At 39.4% G+C, this 22593-nt stretch carries 23 protein-coding genes, 1 pseudogene and 1 riboswitch; of the genes and pseudogenes, 7 read left to right on the top strand and 17 right to left on the bottom strand.

The window, feature by feature from the left end:
• Positions 1-317 precede the first annotated feature (317 nt).
• From Hs30E_RS06960 to Hs30E_RS06950, 3 genes are all read right to left on the bottom strand, one after another.
• Positions 318-1142 carry an amino acid ABC transporter substrate-binding protein gene (locus Hs30E_RS06960; protein ID WP_172209117.1) on the bottom strand — a complete coding sequence of 275 codons (825 nt, stop codon included), beginning with the start codon at positions 1140-1142 and terminating at the stop codon, positions 318-320.
• A gap of 120 nt (positions 1143-1262) precedes the next feature.
• On the bottom strand, positions 1263-1898 hold the full coding sequence (locus tag Hs30E_RS06955) for an amino acid ABC transporter ATP-binding protein (RefSeq protein ID WP_172209115.1): 636 nt from the start codon (positions 1896-1898) through the stop codon (positions 1263-1265).
• A 9-nt stretch (positions 1899-1907) separates the two neighbouring features.
• Entirely contained in the window at positions 1908-2543 is a 636-nt protein-coding gene (locus Hs30E_RS06950; protein ID WP_172209113.1) for an amino acid ABC transporter permease, read from the bottom strand.
• A 173-nt stretch (positions 2544-2716) separates the two neighbouring features.
• On the opposite strand from Hs30E_RS06950, the gene Hs30E_RS06945 reads away from it, so the two are divergent.
• Complete coding sequence (locus tag Hs30E_RS06945; RefSeq protein ID WP_172209111.1) at positions 2717-3301, top strand: FKBP-type peptidyl-prolyl cis-trans isomerase; 585 nt, start codon at positions 2717-2719, stop codon at positions 3299-3301.
• A gap of 34 nt (positions 3302-3335) precedes the next feature.
• Here Hs30E_RS06945 and mgtE read toward each other — a convergent pair whose 3' ends face one another.
• The 4 genes from mgtE to Hs30E_RS06925 form a co-directional block, all read right to left on the bottom strand.
• Positions 3336-4700 carry a magnesium transporter gene (mgtE, locus tag Hs30E_RS06940; RefSeq protein WP_172209109.1) on the bottom strand — a complete coding sequence of 455 codons (1365 nt, stop codon included), beginning with the start codon at positions 4698-4700 and terminating at the stop codon, positions 3336-3338.
• Between the two features lie 119 nt (positions 4701-4819).
• Positions 4820-4984: riboswitch (M-box (ykoK) riboswitch) on the bottom strand.
• A 44-nt stretch (positions 4985-5028) separates the two neighbouring features.
• The gene (locus tag Hs30E_RS06935; RefSeq protein ID WP_172209107.1) at positions 5029-5922 is read right to left on the bottom strand and encodes an RluA family pseudouridine synthase; all 894 of its coding nucleotides are present in this window, start codon (positions 5920-5922) and stop codon (positions 5029-5031) included.
• Positions 5919-6761: an NAD kinase gene (locus Hs30E_RS06930; protein ID WP_172209105.1), complete on the bottom strand. Its 843-nt coding sequence runs from the start codon at positions 6759-6761 to the stop codon at positions 5919-5921. The genes Hs30E_RS06935 and Hs30E_RS06930 overlap by 4 nt, the downstream gene beginning before the upstream one ends.
• Entirely contained in the window at positions 6733-7410 is a 678-nt protein-coding gene (locus tag Hs30E_RS06925) for a GTP pyrophosphokinase (RefSeq protein WP_172209121.1), read from the bottom strand. The genes Hs30E_RS06930 and Hs30E_RS06925 overlap by 29 nt, the downstream gene beginning before the upstream one ends.
• A 119-nt stretch (positions 7411-7529) precedes the next feature.
• Here Hs30E_RS06925 and Hs30E_RS06920 point away from each other — a divergent pair, with 119 nt between their 5' ends.
• Both Hs30E_RS06920 and Hs30E_RS06915 read left to right on the top strand, forming a co-directional pair.
• Positions 7530-8126 carry a CYTH domain-containing protein gene (locus Hs30E_RS06920; protein WP_172209103.1) on the top strand — a complete coding sequence of 199 codons (597 nt, stop codon included), beginning with the start codon at positions 7530-7532 and terminating at the stop codon, positions 8124-8126.
• Between the two features lie 40 nt (positions 8127-8166).
• On the top strand, positions 8167-8748 hold the full coding sequence (locus tag Hs30E_RS06915; RefSeq protein WP_172209101.1) for a DsbA family protein: 582 nt from the start codon (positions 8167-8169) through the stop codon (positions 8746-8748).
• Here the strand turns inward: Hs30E_RS06915 and Hs30E_RS06910 are convergent.
• The gene (locus tag Hs30E_RS06910; RefSeq protein WP_228462014.1) at positions 8745-9074 is read right to left on the bottom strand and encodes a DUF2129 domain-containing protein; all 330 of its coding nucleotides are present in this window, start codon (positions 9072-9074) and stop codon (positions 8745-8747) included. The genes Hs30E_RS06915 and Hs30E_RS06910 overlap by 4 nt on opposite strands.
• Positions 9046-9432 (bottom strand): hypothetical protein, encoded by a 387-nt coding sequence (locus tag Hs30E_RS06905; protein WP_172209099.1) that lies wholly within the window; start codon positions 9430-9432, stop codon positions 9046-9048. Before Hs30E_RS06905 ends, Hs30E_RS06910 begins: the two co-directional genes overlap by 29 nt.
• Positions 9433-9677: 245 nt before the next feature.
• Between Hs30E_RS06905 and Hs30E_RS06900 the strand changes: the two genes are divergently transcribed.
• Positions 9678-11687, top strand: a complete 2010-nt coding sequence (locus Hs30E_RS06900; protein WP_489752591.1) for a glycosyltransferase family protein — start codon at positions 9678-9680, stop codon at positions 11685-11687.
• A gap of 84 nt (positions 11688-11771) precedes the next feature.
• The gene (locus Hs30E_RS06895) at positions 11772-12737 is read left to right on the top strand and encodes a glycosyltransferase family 2 protein (RefSeq protein ID WP_172209095.1); all 966 of its coding nucleotides are present in this window, start codon (positions 11772-11774) and stop codon (positions 12735-12737) included.
• Between the two features lie 387 nt (positions 12738-13124).
• Here the strand turns inward: Hs30E_RS06895 and recQ are convergent, their stop codons facing one another.
• Together recQ and Hs30E_RS06885 are read right to left on the bottom strand one after the other, a co-directional pair.
• Positions 13125-14924 carry a DNA helicase RecQ gene (recQ, locus tag Hs30E_RS06890; RefSeq protein WP_172209093.1) on the bottom strand — a complete coding sequence of 600 codons (1800 nt, stop codon included), beginning with the start codon at positions 14922-14924 and terminating at the stop codon, positions 13125-13127.
• Between the two features lie 76 nt (positions 14925-15000).
• On the bottom strand, positions 15001-15303 hold the full coding sequence (locus Hs30E_RS06885) for a hypothetical protein (protein WP_172209091.1): 303 nt from the start codon (positions 15301-15303) through the stop codon (positions 15001-15003).
• A gap of 109 nt (positions 15304-15412) precedes the next feature.
• Here Hs30E_RS06885 and Hs30E_RS06880 point away from each other — a divergent pair, with 109 nt between their 5' ends.
• The gene (locus tag Hs30E_RS06880; protein ID WP_172209089.1) at positions 15413-15760 is read left to right on the top strand and encodes an iron-sulfur cluster biosynthesis family protein; all 348 of its coding nucleotides are present in this window, start codon (positions 15413-15415) and stop codon (positions 15758-15760) included.
• 6 nt (positions 15761-15766) lie between these two features.
• Here Hs30E_RS06880 and Hs30E_RS11425 read toward each other — a convergent pair whose 3' ends face one another.
• Positions 15767-15901 (bottom strand): hypothetical protein, encoded by a 135-nt coding sequence (locus tag Hs30E_RS11425; RefSeq protein WP_267130236.1) that lies wholly within the window; start codon positions 15899-15901, stop codon positions 15767-15769.
• A 66-nt stretch (positions 15902-15967) separates the two neighbouring features.
• Here Hs30E_RS11425 and Hs30E_RS06875 point away from each other — a divergent pair, with 66 nt between their 5' ends.
• The gene (locus Hs30E_RS06875) at positions 15968-17152 is read left to right on the top strand and encodes a BaiN/RdsA family NAD(P)/FAD-dependent oxidoreductase (RefSeq protein ID WP_172209087.1); all 1185 of its coding nucleotides are present in this window, start codon (positions 15968-15970) and stop codon (positions 17150-17152) included.
• A 182-nt stretch (positions 17153-17334) separates the two neighbouring features.
• On the opposite strand, the gene Hs30E_RS06870 is transcribed toward Hs30E_RS06875, so the two are convergent.
• From Hs30E_RS06870 to Hs30E_RS06850, 5 genes and pseudogenes are all read right to left on the bottom strand, one after another.
• The gene (locus Hs30E_RS06870; protein ID WP_172209085.1) at positions 17335-18264 is read right to left on the bottom strand and encodes a hypothetical protein; all 930 of its coding nucleotides are present in this window, start codon (positions 18262-18264) and stop codon (positions 17335-17337) included.
• Between the two features lie 137 nt (positions 18265-18401).
• Positions 18402-18702 (bottom strand): annotated as a pseudogene (locus Hs30E_RS06865) (phosphorylase family protein); the annotation flags it as partial.
• A gap of 118 nt (positions 18703-18820) precedes the next feature.
• Positions 18821-19630 (bottom strand): purine-nucleoside phosphorylase, encoded by an 810-nt coding sequence (locus tag Hs30E_RS06860; protein WP_172209084.1) that lies wholly within the window; start codon positions 19628-19630, stop codon positions 18821-18823.
• Between the two features lie 82 nt (positions 19631-19712).
• Positions 19713-20924, bottom strand: a complete 1212-nt coding sequence (locus Hs30E_RS06855) for a phosphopentomutase (protein ID WP_172209083.1) — start codon at positions 20922-20924, stop codon at positions 19713-19715.
• 100 nt (positions 20925-21024) lie between these two features.
• Entirely contained in the window at positions 21025-22299 is a 1275-nt protein-coding gene (locus Hs30E_RS06850; RefSeq protein ID WP_172209082.1) for an InlB B-repeat-containing protein, read from the bottom strand.
• Between the last annotated feature and the right edge of the window lie 294 nt (positions 22300-22593).

The following is a 22593-nucleotide window of genomic DNA, read 5'->3' as shown; positions in this document are numbered from 1 at the left end:
AGAAAAACGCAAGTATATTCCCCAACAGTCACACCCGTGGAAACTTGCATCTTTCGAAAAGTATCTCAGAAGAATCGGTAAGACGCTTCTGGAATATCAAGCTGAAAATTCAGCCTAAATCATAACTCAATAATATCAAAAATGGAATCTAAAAGCAAATTTTGCTTTAGCAAAATGTAACTCATGTTTAGACTTTTTTTGGGACATTTTCAATTTCGCTTGACAATATTTAGTATTATTAAATTCCCCTATATAAATCAACTTATATTTATTTTCCTATCAAAAAATTCCGCCAATCATTGACAGAATTTAACAGTTTATTTTGTTGGATAAACGTCCTCAGAGAACCATTTTTCAGAAATTTTTTGGAAAGCGCCACTTTCGTGCAATTCTTTGAAGGCTTTATTGATATTAGCAACTAATTCTTTGTCAGCTTTGCGTGCACCAACTGCAAAATCTTCTGAATCATAGCCTGTTGTGATAATGTTATACTCCGCAATCTCGCCATTTTTCGTCAAATAATAGTTGGCATAAACATTGTCAATCAAAAGACCGTCAATGCGATCCGCTTTCAAATCAAGCAAGGCTGAGTTGAAATCTTCGTATTGTGTCGCATCGCCACTCGCCACAATGTCCATCAGAATCTCAGGTTGATTCGTAAACGCCTCGTAACCTGATGAGCCTTGTTGTGCGCCGAGTTTTTTATCTTTCATATCTGCAACATCTGTGATTTTACTCGATTTTTTCGTTACCAACACTTGCTCATTTTTCATGTAAGCAGTCGTAAATAACACTTTTTTCTCACGCGCTTTCGTCACTGAATAACCGTTCCAAATCAAGTCAATTGACCCATTTTTCAGCTCCGTTTCTTTCATATCCCAGTCAATCGGTTGCATTTTAACCTTAATATCATATTTATCAAAAACAGCGTTTGCAAGGTCAATGTCAAAGCCAACATTTTTACCATTTTCATCCTTAAACCCCATTGGTACAAACGTATTATCAAATCCGATAACAACTTCTTTTTTATCTTTAATGTCAGACCAAGCATCTTTTGCGGTCTTGCTATCCTTGCCACAAGCCGTAAGTGCAACAGCAGCTATCAGTACAACGATAGCACTCAAAAATTTCTTCAATGTCATTTGTTAATTGTCTCCTATTTATTTTTAGCCTTAGGAATTGTAAATAAACTGTACTTTTTAGCAAGCCAATTTTTCGTTGTACAACGGAAAATTTACCGTCAAAAAAGATAGGTTATTTGTTTACAGTTCCTTAGCATTCACTTTAATAATTGTATCCGCAATTTTCTCGGCAAAAGCCATGTCGTGCGTGACAACAATCTGTGTAATCCCAAGTTTTTTATTCTCCAAAATCAACTTAGCAACTTGGTCACGCAAAGCAGGGTCAAGCGCTGAGGTCGGCTCGTCATAACCGATAATTTTCGGGTCAATCATCATCGCGCGCGCCAATGCCACACGTTGCTTTTGCCCACCCGATAGACTGAAAGGATAGGCGTTTTTTTGCTCAATAACTTCCAGATTTGTCAGCAAAGTTTCAGCTTTTAAAATGGCATCAGTTTTGCTGACATTCATTGTTTTAACAGGCGACAAGGTTAGATTTTCAAGCACTGTCATATGAGGAAAGAGCTGAAAATCTTGAAAAACAAAGCCGAGTAAATTCCGTGTGATGAGTTCATCCAAACCAATCTCTTCGCCATCAAAAATGACCTGTCCTGCATCAATCGTTTCTAAGCCCGCAAGCATCCTGAGTAAAGTCGTCTTGCCACCGCCTGAAGGTCCAACAATCGCAACAACTTCACCACCATTAATCATCAAATCAAACTGGTCAAAGATAATCTTGTCACCAAATTTTTTGGCAATATTTTTTAATTCTAGCATGATTGCCTCCTATTTGTAGTAATCAAAACGTGCTTCAATCTTTTTCGACAAAACAGTCAAAACACCAATGAGTATCAGGTAAATCAGCGCTGCCATCATGATTGGAACAAGTGACACATCACGGCTCATGGCAATTTTTCCCGCACGGAGCAAGTCGCCAAGACCAACGACGTAAATCAAGGAAGAATCTTTAACAAGGTTTATCACTTCATTGAAAACTGACGGCAAGACGATTTTCACGACTTGTGGAATTTGTACATAACGAATCGTCTGCCATTTGCTGAATTTTAGCACTTTTGCGGCTTCCAGTTGACCATTTGGCACAGCCTTGATACCACCACGGAAAATTTCCGCAAAATAGGCGGCATAATTCAATGTAAAAGCGAGTAAAGCTGCAGGAAATCTTGGCAAAGTTGGTCCAAGCATTGGCAGAGCGTAGAAAATGATAATCAACTGCACCAAGAGTGGTGTCCCGCGCATAATCCAAACATAGATATTAACAATCCAGTTGACAACAGGTACGCGCAAGAGAAATGCAAGCACCATACCAAAAGGAATCGACAACAGTAGGGTCAACGCAAAAACCATCAAAGTTAGTTTCATACCGTCTAATAATTGCGGTAGAATTTGAAAAATATAGGACATAAGTTCTCCAATTTTTATTTGAGTTTCTACTCCTATTTGAAAAGCAAAATACACTCAATACATACAATTATACCATATTTTTCAGAAAATTATGACATACTTTTTATCTTAATTGAAACTTAAATGCTATTTTTTTTAGAAAAATTTAGCCAATTTTATGGTAGAATAGATTTATGAATAAAAAAACTAACCCTTTATTGACAGTCCTAATCGTTTTGGCGCTCACAGTCATCTCGATAGGTCTCGTCTACGTCGCAAACAAACCTAGCAAAAATGCTACGACTACCTCTGCAAGTAATCAGCAGCAAACACCAACAGCTGAAGAGCAAGCAAAAGCACAAGAAGAGGCTGAAAAAGCTGCTGCTGAGGCGCAAAAAAACTATCAAGTCTTTACTGATTTGGCAAAAGCTGAAAAATTTGATCCTGCTAGTGTCACTGAATTAAAAGTTGATGTCTTGAAAGAAGGCACTGGTGACACTGTCGCTGAAAGTGATACAATTGAGGCTAACTACACTGGTTGGAACGCTGAGGGTCTTATCTTTGATACGACTAAGAGAACAGCAGAAGATCCCGCAACACCTATTGAATTTGCCCTGTCTGGTGTCATCTCTGGTTGGACAAAAGGTTTGGCAGGTCAAAAAGTTGGTGGTATTTACAAACTAACTATCCCAGCTGATATGGCTTATGGCGAAAATGCAACATCTGCTGATATTGCTGGTCCATTAGAATTTGTTGTAGAAATTGTTGCTAAAAAATAAGTAATCAAAAAGCGCTGATGATGGCGCTTTTTTCTTAGCTCAAAAATCGAATAAAAATCCCAGCAATGCTAAAATAAATAAAGACGCTAGTCAGATCTGACATGGTTGAAATAAACGGTCCAGAAGCAACTGCTGGGTCAAAACCCAATCTATCCATACCAACAGGAATTAGCGAACCAGCAAGATTCGCCACTGTAATGGCGCAAAACATGGCAACGCCAACGGCAAGCCCTAGCATGATATTGCCTTTCCAAAAGCTGACAACAGCAAAAATCGTCAAACCTGTGATAGCGCCTGTGACTAGACCTGTTGCGATTTCTGCTAAAATCAAGCTGAAAAAAGATTTATTTTGCTCATCATTGAGTGACAGACGGCGCACCGAAACAGCGAGTGACTGTGTCCCTGCATTTCCCGCTGTACCTGTAATCAGACTGATGAAAATTGCAAGAACAGAGGCTTTACTCGTCAACCCATCAAAATGGTCAACTAAACTTGCTGTCCCCATTCCCAAAAACAGGAGTGCAATCAACCACGGCAAACGTTTGGCAGCCGACTGAAAGGGGTTCTGATTAACATTGTCCATATTGACCCCAGCAAGCCCCGAGTAATCGCTTTGCGCTTCGTCATCAATCACATCAATGATGTCGTCAACCGTGACGATGCCAAGCATGAGGTTATCATGGCTGACAACTGGCAAGGCGAGTAGGTCGTAATCTCTGAAATAACGCGCGACACGCTCTTGTGGCTCCTCAACATCAACCTTGATGATATGCTCATTGACAAGGTCAGAAATCAATACATCGTCATGAGAAATAATCAAACTGCGCAAGGAAATCACGCCCAACAACTGTTTATCATTGTCCAAAACGTAAACATAGTAAATCGTTTCTGCCTCTTCAGCGGTCGCTCTAATCACAGTCATGGCTGAACTTACTGTTTGATTGGCAACAACGGCAACAAATTCCGTTGTCATCAAAGAGCCTGCAGTTTCTTCATCATAGTGCATGAGATTACGGATTTCGGTAACATTTTCTGGCGCCATCAAGGTAAAAATCGAGCGCCGTTCACGTTTATTGAGCTTGGTCAAAATATCTGCAGCGTTATCTGTCGACATCTCATCAAAAATAGCCGATAGATATTCTGGCAAAATTTCCTTGAGATAAGGGGTAATATCAATCTCATCAAAGTCAATATTTTCAAAGATTGCTGACATTTCCTCAGGTGACAGTAAACTGTATAGCGCCAAACGCTCGCTGTCCGTCAACTCAAGGTAAAACTGCGACTGATCGTAAATATGATGATCCAAAAAAGTCTCTCGAAAAGCTGAGATGTTGTTGGTATTTAGGAGTTTCTGCAAATTTGCGAAAACTTCTTGTGTTGTCAAAATTTCGTCAGTCATGTTTCAAAACTCCTTTTATAACATCGGCACTTTTTAGATTCATAAGTCAAAAACTGGGACACAGAATAAAAATCTGCACATCAACAATAAGTTGATGCACAGATTCAAAAGTCATCTCGCACATAGCCTATCGTTGAACTTTAGCACTATACGGCGTAAGAAAAATTCTAGCTACATTGACATCGACCTTCACGATCGTTTCTGTTTAACCAACTTGGTGTCTCTCGACATTTCGCGGCTGTAGCATATTTCCAGTATAGGAGCCTCATCTAACAATGTAATACGACCTAATTATAGCGCAAACTAGGCGCATTGTAAAGCCATTTGCTCACTTTTCCAAAAGCTCACGCATATCCGCAGGCAAAGCTGACGCTAACATGATTTCTTCTCCTGAAAATGGATGCTTAAACTTCAAAAAATGGCAATGTAGCGCTTGACGCGCAATTTTCAAACGGCTACCACCATACAACTCATCCCCTAATAAAGGGCTACCGAGATAAGCAAAATGCACCCTTATCTGATGCGTTCGCCCTGTATGTAGCTGAATATCAACAAGCACAAACTCTTTGTTCTTGTCAACAATTTCATAAGAAGTATGGGCAAATTTAGCAGACGGATGGGTATCAGCAACCACCGTTCGCTCAATAATCGACCCTTCTTTTCGACCAATAGCAGCAATAATTTCTCCTGAGTTTTCAAGCTGTTGCGACCGCTGAACCAACGCGAAATATTTCTTGGTCAGCGCTTTTTTTTGTAACATTTTATCCATAAGACTATGGGCATAGCCGTGCTTAGCAAACAACATCAACCCAGACGTATCTTTATCAAGACGTGTCACGACATGCACTTTTTGATTGTCATAGTCTCGCGCTTTCAGATAACCCGCTACAAAATTACTCATCGTACTATCTGGATAATTTAGCCCTGTCACACTCGCAATACCAGCTGGCTTATCAAGCACCAAAAAATGATCATCCTCAAAGACAATTGACAATGCCATCTCCTGTTGTTTCAAAGTTTCTGTCGCCAACTCAAAAGGAATTTCAACGGTCACGACATCATATTTTGACAGACGATAAATTGCATTTTGAGGCTTGCCATTGACCTGTAAATCACCACCATCAAATTTGATTTTGGCCAATAATTTTTTAGAAATGCCGTGTTTTTTTAACAAATTTTTCAATAATAGATTATCTTGATCAGCCCTAAATTCAAACTTCATTTGACATCACCGATAAAAGAATTCTTGACACGATGCCAAAAACTAGTGTGCCCACCATTGACAAAAGCAATCTCACCACCATTGAGGCTATAAATAATCTCAGAAATATTATCGTAGGAAAATTCCAGTTGGTCAACCGTCAAAAGATAATCATCCGCATGTTCCAAAACGAACTTAACTGTATCTTTTTCAGCAATAATCATCGGCGCTCCAAGCGTGCGATAAACGAGATTATTGAGTGAAGCAACCTCAGTTACCTGAAAGCCACGCACGCGCGGGTGCATAACTGCGCCACCAATAGACTTGTTATAAGCAGTCGAGCCTGTCGGCGTTGAAACCGATAAACCGTCGCCACGAAATTTTTCAAAAAGGAAATCGGAAATCTCAACATCCGCCACCAAGGTTTTCGAGGCTCGCTTGATGATTGACTCATTTAACGCCAAATGCGTTTGAGTTGCGCCGTCCGAAAACTTAATCTCAACTTTCAAAAGCGGATAGCAAATCGCCTCCGACGGCTTTTCGTGCTTAAGTGCCAGCACTAATTTATCAAGCTCATGTTCCTGAAAATCAGCATAAAACCCTAAATGACCAGTATGCACACCGACAAATCGAACAGTTTCCAGCTGATTTTCATAATAATGGAGCGCCGCAAGCAAAGTACCGTCTCCACCAACTGAAATAACAATTTCAGGTGCATTTTCATCAAAAACGAAACCCGCATTCTGACAACGCTTTTCAAGTTCAGCTGCAATCTTCGCTGTTTTGACATAAGAATTTTTGACAATCCAGATTTTTTTTCCTTGAATCGGCTTACCAGTTGTATTCTTCATCAAAATCATCCCGATTTTCTACGCCGTCATTAACTTTGCGCCGTGGCGGATTAAACATGAGTTGTGCTTCTTGAATCTCGTCACGAATCTCGCTCATTTCCTCATCTAAATCATAGGCAATCTTCGCCGTTGTCGCTAAACGCGCCTTTAACTCATCAGGAAAAGCGCCTTGATACTTATAATTTAAGGAATGTTCAATTGTCGCCCAAAAATTCATCGCTAAAGTCCGAATTTGAATCTCTGCCAAAACAACTTTTGTTCCTGTGATCATCTCAACAGGATACTCAATCACAACATGATAAGAGCGATAGCCAGAATCTTTTTGATGCTTGATATAGTCACGTTCTTGGACAATCTTAAAGTCCTTACGTTGATGTAACAAAATCAAAACTTCTTCGACATCTTCAACAAATTGTACCATGATACGAACAGCTGCAATATCTTGCATTTCATCAATATTATCAGGCGTAAAACCACGCAAACGTGCCTTGTTCTTGATTGACTCAATAGGTTTAACACGCCCCGTCACAAATTCAATCGGCGAATGCTGATTTTTCTTGCGATATTGTTTGCGCGCACCACGTAATTTTATTTTCAGCTCTCCAACTGCTTGGATATATGGGTCAAGAAATGCTTCCCAGTTAAATTTTTTTGTCATCTTTGGCATTGATAGCTCTTGATTGATACAAAAAATGTATAAAACTTGCTATCTCTCCTTTTTTTCAGTACAATTAAAACAAATACACTCTATTTTAACATAAAACGCGAGGATTTTCTATGCAAATTAATCTTGAAATCGAATACAAAACATTGCTCAGCTTAGGCGAATATGACCAACTTGCCAAATATTTTAGGCATCTCAAACCTATCCGCCAGACCAATCATTACTTTGATTCACACGACCTTAAACTCCGTGAAAACAAGCTTTCATTGCGCATTCGCACCTTTGATAACAAGGCTGAGATGACACTCAAAATTCCGCAAACTGTTGGGAATCTGGAGCATAATGTGGCGCTAACTTTGGATGAGGCAAGGGACATTTTAAAACGTAAAAAATTGCCAGAAAATGACACCAAAATTCAAAAAATAACTAATATTTTACAAAATATGGCAATAAATGTAAGCGATATTACTGTTTTGGGTGCGCTAACAACAATACGTCGCGAATGTCAGAGCAAAATCGGTCTCATGGCACTTGACAAAAATGACTACTTAGGAAAAATTGACTACGAACTTGAACTCGAAGTCAAGGATGCCAAAACTGGCGAAATAGCTTTCGATAATTTCCTGAGCGACAATCACATCGAATACCGTTACGCTAGAAGCAAAGTCGTCAGATTTCTCGAAGCGCTCAATAAACTGCCTTATATTTGAAAAAGCATAATGTTTTGATTTTGGCCTCTCTTTTGTTAAAATGGGATTAACTAAAGAAACTCTAAGAAATTCAGGTAAAACCATGATTTATGAAATTCAGCATTATTTCACGCCGTTTGGCGATGAATTTAGTGACTTTAATCTGCAAATTTACGACTGGTTTTTAAATCCCGTCCTCACACCAACCGCTGTTAAAGCAATTCGTGATAGCTATCAACTTGATAAAAATGTGACAACATACAATGCCGTTTTTGATCGCATTTATAAAGCAACATTAGATTTTTTGACGGTTAATATCGCTGGTCGTCACACAGGTCGCAAATTTTTACTTGCCTTGCAACATGAAATGTCAGGTAAAACACCGCTTGATTACAATAATAAAATTCTCTACAAAATTCTCTGTGACCTCCACTTTGATAGCCATGATTTCATCAAAAATCGCTATTTTGCTAAAAAAAGTTTGATGAGAAGTCAACGCAATTTCCATTCTGATAATTTGACAACATTGCCAACAAGTTTGATTTATTATGAAAATGAAGCGCTAAGAATTGACCAACTTGCCCAAAACCAACTTTTTTCCTATCTTCATCACATTGAAAATAACAAAACAGCTGAAAACTAAAATTCAGCTGTTTCTTCATTTTTTAATGCTTGCGTTGTTTCAAGAAAAGCAGCCGAAAAATTCCGATCCAAGCTATCCAACGCTGACACCTTCACTTCCTTGACAAAATGCAGTTTTTCAAGACTCGGGACAATCGTATCCAAATCAGCCGTATCTACGTACAAGAGCGCATACCGCGCCTTTTTGCTGCTATACAACATATCGCCAAAACGTGTCAACTGCCGCACGTGCTTATAACTGCTATAAAACACATAAACAGCCGTCCGCCCAACGATTTCGAGTGGTTGAACCTTTACCTTATTCAAATTTTCGAGCATGTCTGCCATGGTGTCCTCCTTTCCCAAACGGTAGATTTTCATCAACAAAAATGTCATCAGAAACCGCACCTGCGATTTTTTTTGCTAAGTCGGATAACGACTTTTGCACATCATTTTCAGCAACTTTGAGCTGATAAATGGTCTCATTCATCAAGATAGACTTTTGCAACTCCCGAACCTCAGCTCGAAAAGGGAGAAATTCCCGATTTTCTGCCAATGTCTGAAGGTCTGCTTGTAAAACACGATCAGACTTAAAACGCTCAGCTTTCGTCCGAAAATCCGCCACAACATCCAAGGTCAGAAAAGCACGCACCACCTCATCTGTCAAATCATCTAATTCTAAAATTTTTTCATCAATCGTCAACATTACTTCTATTATAACAAAAAAATCAGAAAAATATTCAAATTTATTAACCACCTTTAAATTAAATTTTTTATCATGATAATTGGGTACACCTCGAGTCATCCGACAAGAGGCGTACCTTTATGTATCTATTGTAGTATATAATATTTTCTGATTTCTACCTACCCTATCGCAAATAGTTGACAAAGATATTTTTTATACGTACAATGGGAAATAGTATTCTTTAGAAAACGAGATTAGAAAATAAAATGAAATACCTCTCACAATTTCTTACCAAAATATGCCTAGCAGTTGCCTTTATCATCCTAATGATAGGACTTTTTGCCAATCTCAGCAGTAACCGCTTTGGTGATGAAACAACGCTACTTATCAAAATAATTGCCAGTCTACTCATTTTAGTCAGCCTACTTCCCCTTATCAAAAAATCGGTCTATCCCAAAATTGAACAGCTCGGAAATAAACGGAAAATTCAGATAATTTTTGGCATTTTTTTGCTCATCATCAGCATTCAATTGCTGACACGTCATTTTTTTATCCCTAGTATTAGTCGCGATCCCTTTCGCATTCGCACACAGGCGATTTGGCTCGCCCAAGGTAAAGTCGAGTGGCTCGACTACTTCAAACGTTATCCAAACAATGTTCCCATCGCCATTGTCCTCAGTAAAGCGCTCAAAATCGGTTGGTTTTTCAAACTCTCAACACAGACAATCATCACAAGTTTAAGCCTTATCAGCCTTGATATAGTCGCAATTATTGCCGTTATCATGACTTACCTCGCTAGCAAAAAAACAAGCATTGCGCTGATTATCAGCTGTCTCTTGCTCATCAACCCTTTCATGTATACCTACAACTTGCGCGTTTTTTACTCCGATGTCCCAGCTATGCTCGGTTTTGGCAGTGTCATGCTCGGTCTAAGCTACCTCTATCGTCGACCAAACGCTCGATTTCGTTGGCTGATTGGCGCTACGGTCTTGATAATCTCAGTTGTTACTCAGCTCATCAAACCAAACTTTATTATCATCGTGCCGGCAATCATTCTCTGGCTACTCATCACAGCTCTTTCAGCTGACAAGCGAAGTCAGCTAAACCGACCACTTATCATCTGCTCAGCAAGTCTCATTTTGCTTGTTAGCTTGACCATGCCAGCAAGCAAAATCATTAGCCAGCAAGCAAATTTTGAACCAGATAGCAATCAGCAATTTCCAACTACCCACTGGATTGCCATGGGCTTAAATCCAGATACAATCGGTACTTATTCGCAAGCAGACTGCGATGCTATGGACAAGGAAACGACTAAAAGTGGACATGAAAAGCTCGCCATGCGGACAATCAAAGAACGTTTGAAAAATCACGGTCTTATCGGCATGGTCAAACAAATCAGCCTCAAATATCATATTTTACTAGATATGGGTCATCTCAATCACAAATATGTTGACGGTTTCAGCGATGCACCCGCTTGGTATCAAAAACATGCTGGTCAATATCAAATCGCCAATAATCTGCTCATCTCAACCTTATTTTGTCTGATTTTCAGCCTTGCGCTCCTTGGTATCAAACAACTTTGGCAAATGGAAAAATCTTTTTTGTCACTCTTGCCAGTTTTGATAATCGACGGTCTGCTGACTTTTCATGCGCTTTTTTGGGAAGTCAATGACCGCTACGGCGAGGCTGTGATTATCCCGATTCTCTATCTCAGTGCCATTGGTCTAAAAAGTTATCTAGCACCTGAAAAACACACTTTTATCGCACAACATGATAATCGACCTGCTCGTAAGCGACTTTGGTTGCCACTTTATTTCGTTGGTCTTGCCATGCTTTGTTATTTGCCATTGACAATGAAAGTGCCGACTACGCTAACTGTCGTCGGTCAATTTTCAAATTGGGGCGCACGTTATGGCAACCTTGGCACAATGATTGCAGCCAATCAAAAGTTGACACAAACTTTCACAACACGCACAGACTACCAAATTTTTCAACTTGCAATCCTCCCCCACCAACAAACTGGCGAGTTAATCTTAGAAGTAAATGGCAAAGTTCTTGTCACAAAAGAAATAACAGCAGAAAATACCAAAAAACTGATTACCATTAAACAAAAACTACCAGCTGGAAATTATCGCCTCATTTGGCACAATAAGAGCTCTCAAGAAAATTGCGTTTATCTGCAAAATGGTGCTGATTATCCTTTGAGTCAAGAAAGTATTTTAGAGCTAAAAGACAAACAATATTTCGTCTTTAAATTCGCCAATCGAAAATCATGATACTAAAAAGCGAGGCGCCGAGTAATCGCAGGCGCAAACTTTCGTAGAAAATTAGTTTGACGTTCAAATAAAAAAGGAGACTAAATGACACAACCAACCCTAACGCTCATCATCCCTGCTTACAATGAAGCCGAAGTGTTGCCCGAAACAATTCGCGAATTAACGCCGATTTTAACGCAAATGATTGACAGTCAAAAAATTAGCCCAAACAGTAAGATTCTCTTTGTCAATGATGGATCAAAAGATCAGACTTGGGAACTCATCACAACAGCGCAAGTTTTAAATCCGATGATTTCTGGTCTATCTTTTAGTCGCAATTATGGCCACCAAAACGCCTTAGTAGCTGGGCTTACAACCGCCTTATCAACATCTGACATCATGGTAACAATTGATGCCGACTTACAAGATGATATTGACGTCATTCCGCAAATGGTTGATGAATTTTTGAGTGGTTCTGATATTGTTTACGGAGTACGCGACAATCGAACAACTGATTCAGCTTTCAAACGAACGACAGCACAGACTTTTTATAACATCATGCACTTCTTGGGTGTTGATATGATACCCGATTCAGCTGATTTTCGCTTGATGAGCAAACGCGCAGTAGCAGCTTTTCTTGAGTTTGACGAACGCAATCTCTTTATCCGCGGTATCGTACCTCTAGTCGGCTTTCCAAGTAGCAAGGTCTACTACAAACGAAATAAACGTTTCGCAGGTGTTTCCAAATACCCACTTAGGAAAATGGTAAAATTTGCTCTTGACGGCATTACTTCATTTTCTATCGCACCCGTGCGTTTTCTTCTCATTCTCGGGAGTTTCAGCATGCTGATTGGCTTATTGATGTTTATCTACGTCCTTTACTGCGTTGTGACCCAACATGTTGTGCGCGGCTGGGCCTCCACGATTACCTCACTCTGGCTCTTGTCGGGCATTCAACTACTCGCTATCGGCATCATCGGCGAGTATATCGGGAAAATTTTTACAGAAGTCAAACATCGCCCAAGATTTATTATTGAAGAAGATACGTTTAGCTCTGATACTTTTGAGTGAGTATAGAAATTGAATTTTCAGTCAAATTCGCTATAAAACCAAAACACTTTTGACTATTTTTCATCACTTATCGCCTATGGCTTACGTAAAAGCTATGGACAACGTTGGCTAGAATTGGTAAACCTAGCTCAAAAATTGCGTTTCAGTTTTAGAGCGAATCAAGTATACATAAAAAATAATAGCGTTTCAAGCTCAATTACCAACTTGAAACGCTATTTCTTTTATCTTTCCTCTTTTTCATCAATCAAAATCATCATTTGTTTCAATTTAGAAACAATAGGCTTCAACCTTACGACAAGTATGACTTTTTCTTTCGTATAATCAAGATTATCTTTACCTGATTCAGCAAGCTACAATTTAACAGTTTTTAGAGATATTATCAAACTTTTATCCCACATAATCGCGAATCACTTTCAGAAAAGCTTGACCAAATTGGTCAGCTTTTTTCTCGCCAATGCCTGAAACGTTTAGCATTTCTGCCAAATTTGTGGGTTTGGCATCAGCCAAATTCATCAAAACTTGGTCTGAAAAGACCATAAAAGGTGGCAATGCCAATTCTTTGGCAAAAATCGTGCGTTGCGCCCGCAATAATTCAAATAAGTCACCGCCGACTGCTTTTTTACTTGCCCGTGATTTTTCTGGCGTTTCTTTAACCTTAATCTCGCGCATGGTAACTGTCAGCTTACCTCTTAAGACTTGAATACCCTTTTGTGATACACTGAGACCATTATACTCGCCCGCAACGTCCAAATAGCCGTCTGCAACCAGATAATCAACGAAAGAACTGAGTTTTTTGAGCGACCAATCCCGCATCAGACCATAGGTTGACAGCTTGTCAAACCCCGTCCAAAGCATATTTTCTGCCAATTTACCACGCAAAACATTGACAACTTGCGTTCGAGAATAGGCATCATCACGTTGCTGTGACATTCTGACAATATTTGACAAAACTTTTTGCGCATCTACCGTCACATCATAAAGCGCACGCTCATCTGTACAATTGGTGCAGACACCACAATCTGCCATATCTTCGCCAAAATACTGGATAATATAACGCTGCAAGCACATTTGTGTTGCAGCAAATGCTGTCATCTCTTGCAATTTTTTAAGTTCATTATGTCGATAAGTTGCCTCTTGATTCTCCGAATTATCAATGAAAAAGCGTTGCAACTGAATATCCCGCGCCGAATATAATAACACGCTCTCACTCGGCAAGCCGTCACGACCCGCCCGCCCAATCTCCTGATAATACGCCTCAATTGAGCCAGGCATGGTCAAATGCAAAACATAACGCACGTTCGTTTTATTGATGCCCATACCAAAAGCATTGGTCGCCACAATCACTTGAAAATCATCATAAAGAAAGCCATTTTGCGCCGCCTCACGCGCACTATCGCTCATGCCCGCATGGTAACGTCCCGCCGTAATCCCCGATTGATTCAGCATTTCTGAAAGCTCATCTACTTTTTTGCGCGTACCAGCATAGATAATCCCAACATCATTAGCATGATTTTTAACATAACTTACGATATATTTCTTTTTATCGGCATCGGATAAACCTTTTTCGATTTTAATCGCCAGATTTGCCCGCGCAAAACCAGTCGTGACGGTCTTGTCAATGGCTAAAATATGTTCTAAATCGTGCTGAACCTTTTCAGTTGCCGTAGCCGTCAGCGCCATTACGTTTGGTGTATTGCTAAGATTTTCAATCAAATCGACCGCTGTCAGATAAGAGGGTCTAAAATCATGCCCCCATTGAGATAAAACGTGTACCTCATCAATCACGACCAAACGCAAATCTAAAGTCTGAATGAAATCATAAAAAGACGTATCTTCCAAGCGTTCAGGCGCAACAAAAAAAATCTTATAAATACCTTGACGAATATCATAAATCCGTTCCTTAACCGCCTCAAAATCAAGCGAACTGTTAATCATTGTAGCTGAAACACCCGCTGCAACTAACTCGTCCACCTGATTTTTCATGAGTGAAATCAAAGGCGAAACAACCATTGTCAGACCACTAGATAAAATTGCTGGAATCTGATAAGTCAGCGATTTACCGCCACCTGTCGGCATAATTCCAAGTGTCCGATTACCTGAAATAACACTATCAATAATTTCTTCTTGACCATCACGAAAAGTGTCATAGCCATAAACTGATTTTAAAATTTCTTGTGCATTTATCATATGCCTTATTATACCAAAAAAGCCTAACTTCTGTCAGACTTGTCGGTTAGAAAATAAGGCTTTGATTGCGACACTTTTACTCAATCTCCAAATAACGACGTGTCGTTGCCTCAGACAAACCGAGACTTTTGGCAAATGGTAACACATAATTCAAATGTTCGAGATTTTCCTTGGCAACACTGATGATATGACTCCGTGTACCCTTAACCCTGACCGTCATAACTTGCTTATAATTGACAAAAAGTTGCACCAAATCCGAGTTAGCTTTCTTAATCGTCACACTCAATAAGTCGCCTTCGTGCGCCACACGCGCAGTTGTATCGTTCATATAAGCATCAGCAACCAAATTCATAATTTTAAAATTTACTGTTTTTTTCATTTTTATATTCTCATTTCTTCTTTAATTAACAATCTACTTCTATTTTAGCAATTCTTTTTATTTTGTAAAAACGATATACAATGTTATACTTTACTTAGGAGGTTCTATCATGAAAATGACATTTGATAACAAGATTTTGAAAAAAGTTGCCAGTTGGACTGGTGCTGACATCGTACTTGATTTTGATAATACGATTGGGGAGAATGGTCGCCCCGTCGAAGGCTGCTCAATTGGCACCAAGTTCAGACTGATTGCTATTGACAAAGGAACTGTACCTGAGGAATTTGATGTTATTATTGACTCAAATTTTGTCCCCTTGCATTTCAAAAAATATGGCGAAATGTTCCTGAAAAATGAGATGACTTTGAGCGAGGATGAACTAAAACGCGCACAGTTGCGGGAAAATGGCGAAATTATTGATAGCAATGTTGTGCTTTTAGATTTGCGTCATAAATAATCTGATTTAAATCGCAATTTCAGGACTTGCGATTTTTTTCTGCCAAAATCGTCTTATTGTTTCAATAATCAGTCTCACCAGATAATACTGATTTTTGAGACTTTTCAAAATCTTCCATAAACCAATTATAACATAATCCATGCTCAATCTTAAAATTAAAGTGACTTTCAAAGTTTGATTATTTAAATTAAATGTTACAATAGAATGATGACAAATAATTACGATACAATTATCATTGGTGGCGGACCAGCGGGGATGATGGCAGCAATTGCGAGCAGTTTTTATGGGCGTAAAACGCTACTTTTGGAGAAAAATAAAAGGCTTGGCAAAAAACTCGCCTTGACTGGCGGTGGTCGCTGTAATGTAACCAATAATGGGACACACAACGAGATTTTTTCAAATATTCCGCATGGCGCGAAGTTTCTGTATAGCACATTTTCTCAGTTCGACAACCACGATATAATGGCTTTTTTCAAGGAAAATGGTGTCAAGCTCAAAGTTGAGGACCATGGTCGCGTTTTTCCCGTAACTGACAGCGCTCAGACAATTATTTCTAGCTTACAAGCAAAAATGGTGGCGCTTGGTGTGACGATTTTAACTGATTCGGAAGTTACTTCTACTCGAAAAATTGATGATGATTTTATCGTAAAAATAGCAAACAACACTAAATTTACTGGGCGGAAACTGATTGTCACAACTGGCGGAAAATCTTATCCGTCTACTGGTTCAACTGGTTACGGTTATGAAATTGCGCGACATTTCAAGCTCAATGTAACTGATTTGAAAGCTGCTGAGAGTCCTTTAATCACCGATTTTCCACATAAAAAATTACAAGGAATTTCCTTGCATGAGGTAACACTTCAGATTGGTAAGCAAAAAATCACACATGATTTACTTTTCACACATTTTGGCTTATCTGGTCCTGCCGCCCTTCGAGCCTCTAGTTTTATCAAGGCTGATGAGACTATTTTTCTTAACTTTTTACCCAAAATTTCTGAAAATGAGCTTGCTGATAAATTTGAGCAATTACGAGATAAATCGGTCAAAAATGTCACTAAATTGTTCTTACAGGAACGTTTGGCTGAATTTTTGATAGCTTCTGCCGACCTTGAACTTGAGATGAAAATCAAACAGATTCCTCTTAAAAAGTTGGCAAATTTGATAAATCTGATGCAAGCATTTCCGATAAAAGTGACTGGCACAATGAGTCTTGCAAAATCTTTTGTAACGGCTGGTGGCGTTGATTTGAGTGAAATAACACCGAAAACTTTAATGAGCAAATCAATTGAAAATTTGTATTTTGCAGGCGAGGTACTTGATATTAACGCACATACAGGTGGTTTTAATATTACTTGCGCACTTGCGACAGGCTGGGTTGCAGGTGTAAATTGACAAGACAAGTTGTTCAGAAATAAAATGTTTAACAATACCGCAACAATTTTAAAGCATAGGGAAATTCATCAAAAAACTCCCAAAACTATCTTAATTTAATAGTTTTGGGAGTTTTAATTGTACAACAAAACCTAGGCAACGACAGAAATCGCTACTTAGTTTTTGCGCTTATTTTCTATACATTAGTTTTCTTTACGAACTTTATAGCCCGCAGAACCTAAAACAGCAATAGCACTTACTGCGAGAATAGCAAATGGCACTAAACTTGCTTCTTTTGCAATATTAGTTTTAGCTACTGCGCCTGCTGGTGCCGCTTTTGTAGCCGTTGTACCAGTTGAAGGAACAAGTGGTACTTCAACTTCAGTTGGCGCTGTTGGAGAACCCAATAAATCAATTCTTTGATTGAGTGCAACCGCATTGCCATTGAACTCTTCTTGCAACTCTTCAGCAGTCATACTGTTATTTCTTAGGAAATAAACCAATTCTTCTGGTGAGCATGCCTTAAGCTCTGCCACATACTCAGCATAATCAGCAACATCAAATTTATCACCATTTGGAAGCGCTATAGTTGCTTGAAATTCTTCCCATGCCTCTGCTGAATAGTCAGCAGGATTTAGCGCATTATATCTCGCAATTGCCGCATCAATAGCAGAAAAATCAATTGTTACAATTTCTGATTTTTTAACCAAGATATTGGCAATATCAGAATTAAGCGCAAAAGCAAACTCATCTAATTTTACTTGCATCTCAGCAACCGTATTACCATTTTCAATGATCTGCGCATTAAGTGCTTCTGACGACAAACTCTTCATGTCATCAACCGTATCTGCCGTCCGTTTAATGCTATCAGCATCTGCTGTTTGAAATGTTTGCCATGAATTGTCAGTGTAAATCTCTTTATCCAAAGCATTGTATTGAGCGAGCGCAGCATCAACTTTAGTAAAATCAATACTTGCTTCTTCAGCAACACTAGCAATATCGGTAGCTTCAGTTGCACTAACAACAGTTGCACCACCAAAATTAGCTGGTACGTTAGCAAGAGCAGCAACACCTGACAAAGAAGTCGCGATAGTAACGGCTGCTAAAACTTTTTTACATTTTGAAAATTCCATTTTTTCTCCTAAGTTATAAATTGTAAGCGGTTAAACAACCACAATTTTTGAAACAAAATTATTATAACATAAATATAGAAAAATAAAAAGACTTTTCTGAATCTTTTTTTATGACAAATATATGAGTTTGTTATCTCTCATTTCAGAAAGAGCGTTTCAATGCCAACAAGCATCATTATCTGTAAAAGTTTTTTCGCACTCCTCAGAAGTCGTGTCCTCGTCAAGAACCAGACTATCTGAAATCGTCATGATACCCAAATCCTGCACGCCGTGTTTTGCCGCAAGGTAATAAAGCGCTGCTGCCTCCATTTCCACCACCTTAACACCGAGCGTACCGAGCTTGATATTTTTGTCAAATAGGTCTGAATAAAACAAGTCAGCGGACAAAACGCTACTAACGTGAGTCGTTATAGCTCTGTCTTTAGCGTATAGGTGTGCGATTCAATAATTGACGAAGAATTGGCTGAAATTAGCCAAAATCTGTTTTGTTTTTGTACTTGAATAAGTCCATTATACCAAAAAGCTTGCCAATTTTGACAAGTCTTTTATGCTTACCTTACAATTCAGCCAAAACAGCTTTAACCAACGTTTTAAATTCTTCTTTGATCTGATTGGTTACTTTTACGACCTCATCGTGGCTGAGTTCAGCTTGTTTGCCTGCTGCATGGTTGGTAATGGCTGAAAAACCAAGCACACGAAGTCCTGAATGAACGGCTACGATAACCTCAGGTACTGTTGACATACCAACTGCATTTGCCCCAATAATCTCAGAGAAACGAATCTCTGCTGGTGTTTCGTAAGTTGGTCCTGAATAGCCCATATAAACGCCTTCTTTGAGCGCAATACCAGTACGCTCAGCCACCAAATGTGCCGTTGCTTGATATTTTTTATCGTAGGCATTGCTCATATCAGGAAAACGTGGGCCATAAACCTCAAGATTTTCGCCAATCAACGGATTTTGACCCGTAAAGTTGATATGATCAGTAATCAACATAATCGTCCCTGGACCATGTGTCACACCGCCCGCCGCATTGGTCACAATCATGCCAGTCGCCCCAAGCTCAGCCATTACGCGCACTGGAAAAGTCACAACCTCAATCGGATTGCCCTCATAAAAATGAAAGCGTCCTTGCATAGCAAGCACTTTTTTTCCTGCAAGCGTGCCATAGACAAGTTTGCCAGCGTGTCCGACAACTGTTGAGCGCCCCCAATTTGGAATATCAGCGTAATCAATCACAACTGACTCTGTGATTTCTTCTGCTAATTCGCCCAAACCCGAACCTAAAATCATGCCGAAATCGACTTTGGCAAGCCCTTTATTTTGTAGGAAGAGCGCTGTTGCTTTGATTTTTTCTGTTAATGTCATGTTTTTTCTCCTTTATTTGAACTTCAAGCTAATTTTCTAGGAAAGTTTGCGACGCCGTCGTACCGCTTTCAGTATCGTGGTTTTAATTCAATTTATCCAAAAAGCTTTCGCCATTTTCAGTTGCTGAGACACCGAAATTCTCGGCTATCGTTGCTGATATATCAGCGTAATGCCCGACTGGCAGCACGCCATTTTCCTTAAACGCTTTACTGTAAGCAAGCAAGGGGATGTACTCGCGCGTGTGATCCGTGCCGGGATAGGTCGGGTCGTTGCCATGGTCAGCGGTAATCAAGAGCAGGTCGCTGTCGCCCATGGCAGCGTAAATCTCGGGCAGGCGCGCATCAAAATCGTTAATCGCCTTGCCATAGCCCACCACATCACGTCTGTGACCGAAAAGCGCATCAAAATCAACCAAGTTTGTAAAACTAAAACCGTGGGTAAAATCAGCCAGTTTCAGCGTTTCAATCAAGCGGTCAACGCCAGCCATGTTGCTCGCCGTATGTCCCATGTCGTGATTGATACCAACGCCGTTAAAAATGTCGTTAATCTTGCCGACAGCGTAAACTGGTATATTAGTTTCGTTGAGCGAATCAAGTACGGTATGCCCGAAAGGCGATAAGGCATAGTCATGGCGACCCGCTGTTCGCGTGAAATTACCCGCTGTGCCAACATAAGGTCGCGCAATAATCCGCCCAATCATATAAGGGGCGTCAAGCGTAATCGACCGCACATAGTCACAGATTTTGTAGAGTTCGGCCAAGGGAATCACGTCCTCATGTGCTGCGATTTGCAAAACTGGATCAGCTGACGTGTAGATAATCAGCTCGCCCGTTTCTAGCTGGCGTGGTCCGAAATCGTTGATAACCGCCGTGCCAGAATAAGGCTTATTAGCTTCACGAATAATTTTTCGACCTGAAAATGTTTCGATTTTTTCTAACAAGTCCTCGGGATAACCATTTGGAAAAACGCGAAAAGGCACTTGAATATTGAGTCCCATGATTTCCCAATGACCTGTCATCGTGTCTTTGCCACGAGAAATTTCTTGCAATTTTGTAACGTAGCCAGTTTGCTTGCTTGGCTTTTCAACGCCGACAAGTGCTTTGTCACGCGGGATATTAGCAAGTCCAATTTTCGCCAGATTAGGCACTTTCAGCTCAAAATTTTCTGAAATGTGTCCCCATGTATCTGACTTGGTGTCATCAACATCGTGGTTGAAAAATTCATTGGCATCAGGTGCTGCACCAATCCCTACTGAGTCCATGACAACTAGATGAATGCGGTTGAATTTTGACATGTGAGATCCTCTTTTCTAAACTCTTGTTCCTTTTTATTATACCAAAAAACAAGCGCTCTGGCTTGAATTTGTTTTCTCTAATGATATTTTAATATTATCCCTATTTTAACGGTTGCCATATTGCATAAAGTGTTACATCTCCAAGTAGGCAATAATTAGTTGTAGGTTGTACTAAAACTTCTTGCGAATTAGGATTTAAACCATAACCTATAAATTTATAGCCCTCTTTTGTCGCATAAGTGGAAATCTGAGTTATAATCGTACCATAAGAGGCTTTATGTATAGTATTTTCGCCAACACCTCCATTTAAATCAAGTGTTAAGGTATAAATTTCTCTTTCCCATACCGCATATAAAGTCGTATTGTAATTGACCAAATACTCCTCTCCAAAATTATATCTATAAACATAGCCAAGTGTTGGTGTATTACTCCACCCTAGAAATTTATGTCCCACACGAGTTGGTATTTCAGCTGGTATTTTTATCTTATCACCTTTGCAAACTTTTACAGTTTTAGGTGTCGTCCCCTCACCACCATATAAATCAAAATTAACCGTAAGAAATTCCTTTGCCATCCAACTTTTCAATTGCGCTAAATTCGTACCCGTTAGGCGTGCGCCACTATTTTCAACTTCATTATAACCAGAATGAATTGCAACCAGTTTATTATTACTATTAACAACACTACCACCAGAAGTGCCTTTATATGAATCCATTGAATAAGAAACTTTATCAGCAGTTAAATTGCTTATCGTTCCCGCATCAGTATAAAGAGAGACACCAGCAAAACCGCCACTATAAATGGGATTGCCAATTTTATCACCTGGATAACCAGATAAACGTAATGTTTCATTAGCTGATATAGTTTCTTGAATCTCTAATTTGCCTGCATTACTTAAAGAACTATCAAGCTTAATACCGCCCAAATCATGATTAGCAGAGCCTTTTGTATAATCAGTTGCAGTAAAGAAGTGATCCTCGCCATCAGCACGAGCTACACCAATAATTTGACTACTACCACTTCCAACAGTTACTTCGGCAGCTACTGCACGACCACCTCTTGAGTCATCATAGATAACATGAGCTGCTGTCGCTACAAAATCATCTGCAACAAGGACACCTGTACCAACAACTCTTGAACCATTTGGAAAACGAACTACCATTTTAACAGTTGCACGATAGGGTTGATTCGTAAAATCTGTGACAAGTTGACGCGTATCTTCGCCAAAAACAGCTCTCGTTTGCGGCTTTTCATCCGCAAAAACTGATGTGTAACTAACACCACCAGCAAATGACAGCGCTAAAAGAGAAGCAACCATCATCTTTTTAGGCATTAACCCCTTAAGAAAATAGCGCAAGACGTGTTTTAATTTCATAATTTTTCTCCTTTTTTAATAGTAGAACTGATTTTATTATAACATCGCTTTAATATAACGCAACTGTTTTTCATTTTATACTAATTTTTAAGATTCATCAAAATAGAACAAATTTTAGTCATTGGGAATCATTCAAATTTTTTATAAAAAACACCTTACGAAACTTCGGCTCTATAATAAATCGTGTGGGAAAAATTCCCAGACGATTTTTTTGCAAAAATAAATCCTTCCTTCTATAATGTGAGTTACTAAGCAACACAAAAGAAAGGAAAGACATGTTTAATTATATCCTAA

The organism is Pseudolactococcus hodotermopsidis (assembly GCF_011170085.1).
Taxonomy (GTDB): Bacteria; Bacillota; Bacilli; order Lactobacillales; family Streptococcaceae; genus Pseudolactococcus; species Pseudolactococcus hodotermopsidis.
Note: the sequence above shows the minus strand (reverse complement) of the source record. Positions and strands in the feature narration are given on the sequence as shown.

Coding starts and splice junctions, on each gene's coding strand:
- recQ (WP_172209093.1), bottom strand. CDS start 14,924: ATGATAAATGCACAAGAAATTTTAAAATCAGTTTATGGCTATGACACT.
- Hs30E_RS11425 (WP_267130236.1), bottom strand. CDS start 15,901: ATGGATTATGTTATAATTGGTTTATGGAAGATTTTGAAAAGTCTCAAA.
- Hs30E_RS06935 (WP_172209107.1), bottom strand. CDS start 5,922: ATGAAGTTTGAATTTAGGGCTGATCAAGATAATCTATTATTGAAAAAT.
- Hs30E_RS06910 (WP_228462014.1), bottom strand. CDS start 9,074: ATGGCAGACATGCTCGAAAATTTGAATAAGGTAAAGGTTCAACCACTC.
- Hs30E_RS06895 (WP_172209095.1), top strand. CDS start 11,772: ATGACACAACCAACCCTAACGCTCATCATCCCTGCTTACAATGAAGCC.
- Hs30E_RS06960 (WP_172209117.1), bottom strand. CDS start 1,142: ATGACATTGAAGAAATTTTTGAGTGCTATCGTTGTACTGATAGCTGCT.
- Hs30E_RS06855 (WP_172209083.1), bottom strand. CDS start 20,924: ATGTCAAAATTCAACCGCATTCATCTAGTTGTCATGGACTCAGTAGGG.
- Hs30E_RS06950 (WP_172209113.1), bottom strand. CDS start 2,543: ATGTCCTATATTTTTCAAATTCTACCGCAATTATTAGACGGTATGAAA.
- Hs30E_RS06875 (WP_172209087.1), top strand. CDS start 15,968: ATGACAAATAATTACGATACAATTATCATTGGTGGCGGACCAGCGGGG.
- Hs30E_RS06955 (WP_172209115.1), bottom strand. CDS start 1,898: ATGCTAGAATTAAAAAATATTGCCAAAAAATTTGGTGACAAGATTATC.
- Hs30E_RS06945 (WP_172209111.1), top strand. CDS start 2,717: ATGAATAAAAAAACTAACCCTTTATTGACAGTCCTAATCGTTTTGGCG.
- Hs30E_RS06930 (WP_172209105.1), bottom strand. CDS start 6,761: ATGATTTTGATGAAGAATACAACTGGTAAGCCGATTCAAGGAAAAAAA.
- Hs30E_RS06860 (WP_172209084.1), bottom strand. CDS start 19,630: ATGACATTAACAGAAAAAATCAAAGCAACAGCGCTCTTCCTACAAAAT.
- Hs30E_RS06900 (WP_489752591.1), top strand. CDS start 9,678: ATGAAATACCTCTCACAATTTCTTACCAAAATATGCCTAGCAGTTGCC.
- Hs30E_RS06925 (WP_172209121.1), bottom strand. CDS start 7,410: ATGACAAAAAAATTTAACTGGGAAGCATTTCTTGACCCATATATCCAA.
- Hs30E_RS06850 (WP_172209082.1), bottom strand. CDS start 22,299: ATGAAATTAAAACACGTCTTGCGCTATTTTCTTAAGGGGTTAATGCCT.
- mgtE (WP_172209109.1), bottom strand. CDS start 4,700: ATGACTGACGAAATTTTGACAACACAAGAAGTTTTCGCAAATTTGCAG.
- Hs30E_RS06870 (WP_172209085.1), bottom strand. CDS start 18,264: ATGGAATTTTCAAAATGTAAAAAAGTTTTAGCAGCCGTTACTATCGCG.
- Hs30E_RS06915 (WP_172209101.1), top strand. CDS start 8,167: ATGGGATTAACTAAAGAAACTCTAAGAAATTCAGGTAAAACCATGATT.
- Hs30E_RS06885 (WP_172209091.1), bottom strand. CDS start 15,303: ATGAAAAAAACAGTAAATTTTAAAATTATGAATTTGGTTGCTGATGCT.
- Hs30E_RS06905 (WP_172209099.1), bottom strand. CDS start 9,432: ATGTTGACGATTGATGAAAAAATTTTAGAATTAGATGATTTGACAGAT.
- Hs30E_RS06880 (WP_172209089.1), top strand. CDS start 15,413: ATGAAAATGACATTTGATAACAAGATTTTGAAAAAAGTTGCCAGTTGG.
- Hs30E_RS06920 (WP_172209103.1), top strand. CDS start 7,530: ATGCAAATTAATCTTGAAATCGAATACAAAACATTGCTCAGCTTAGGC.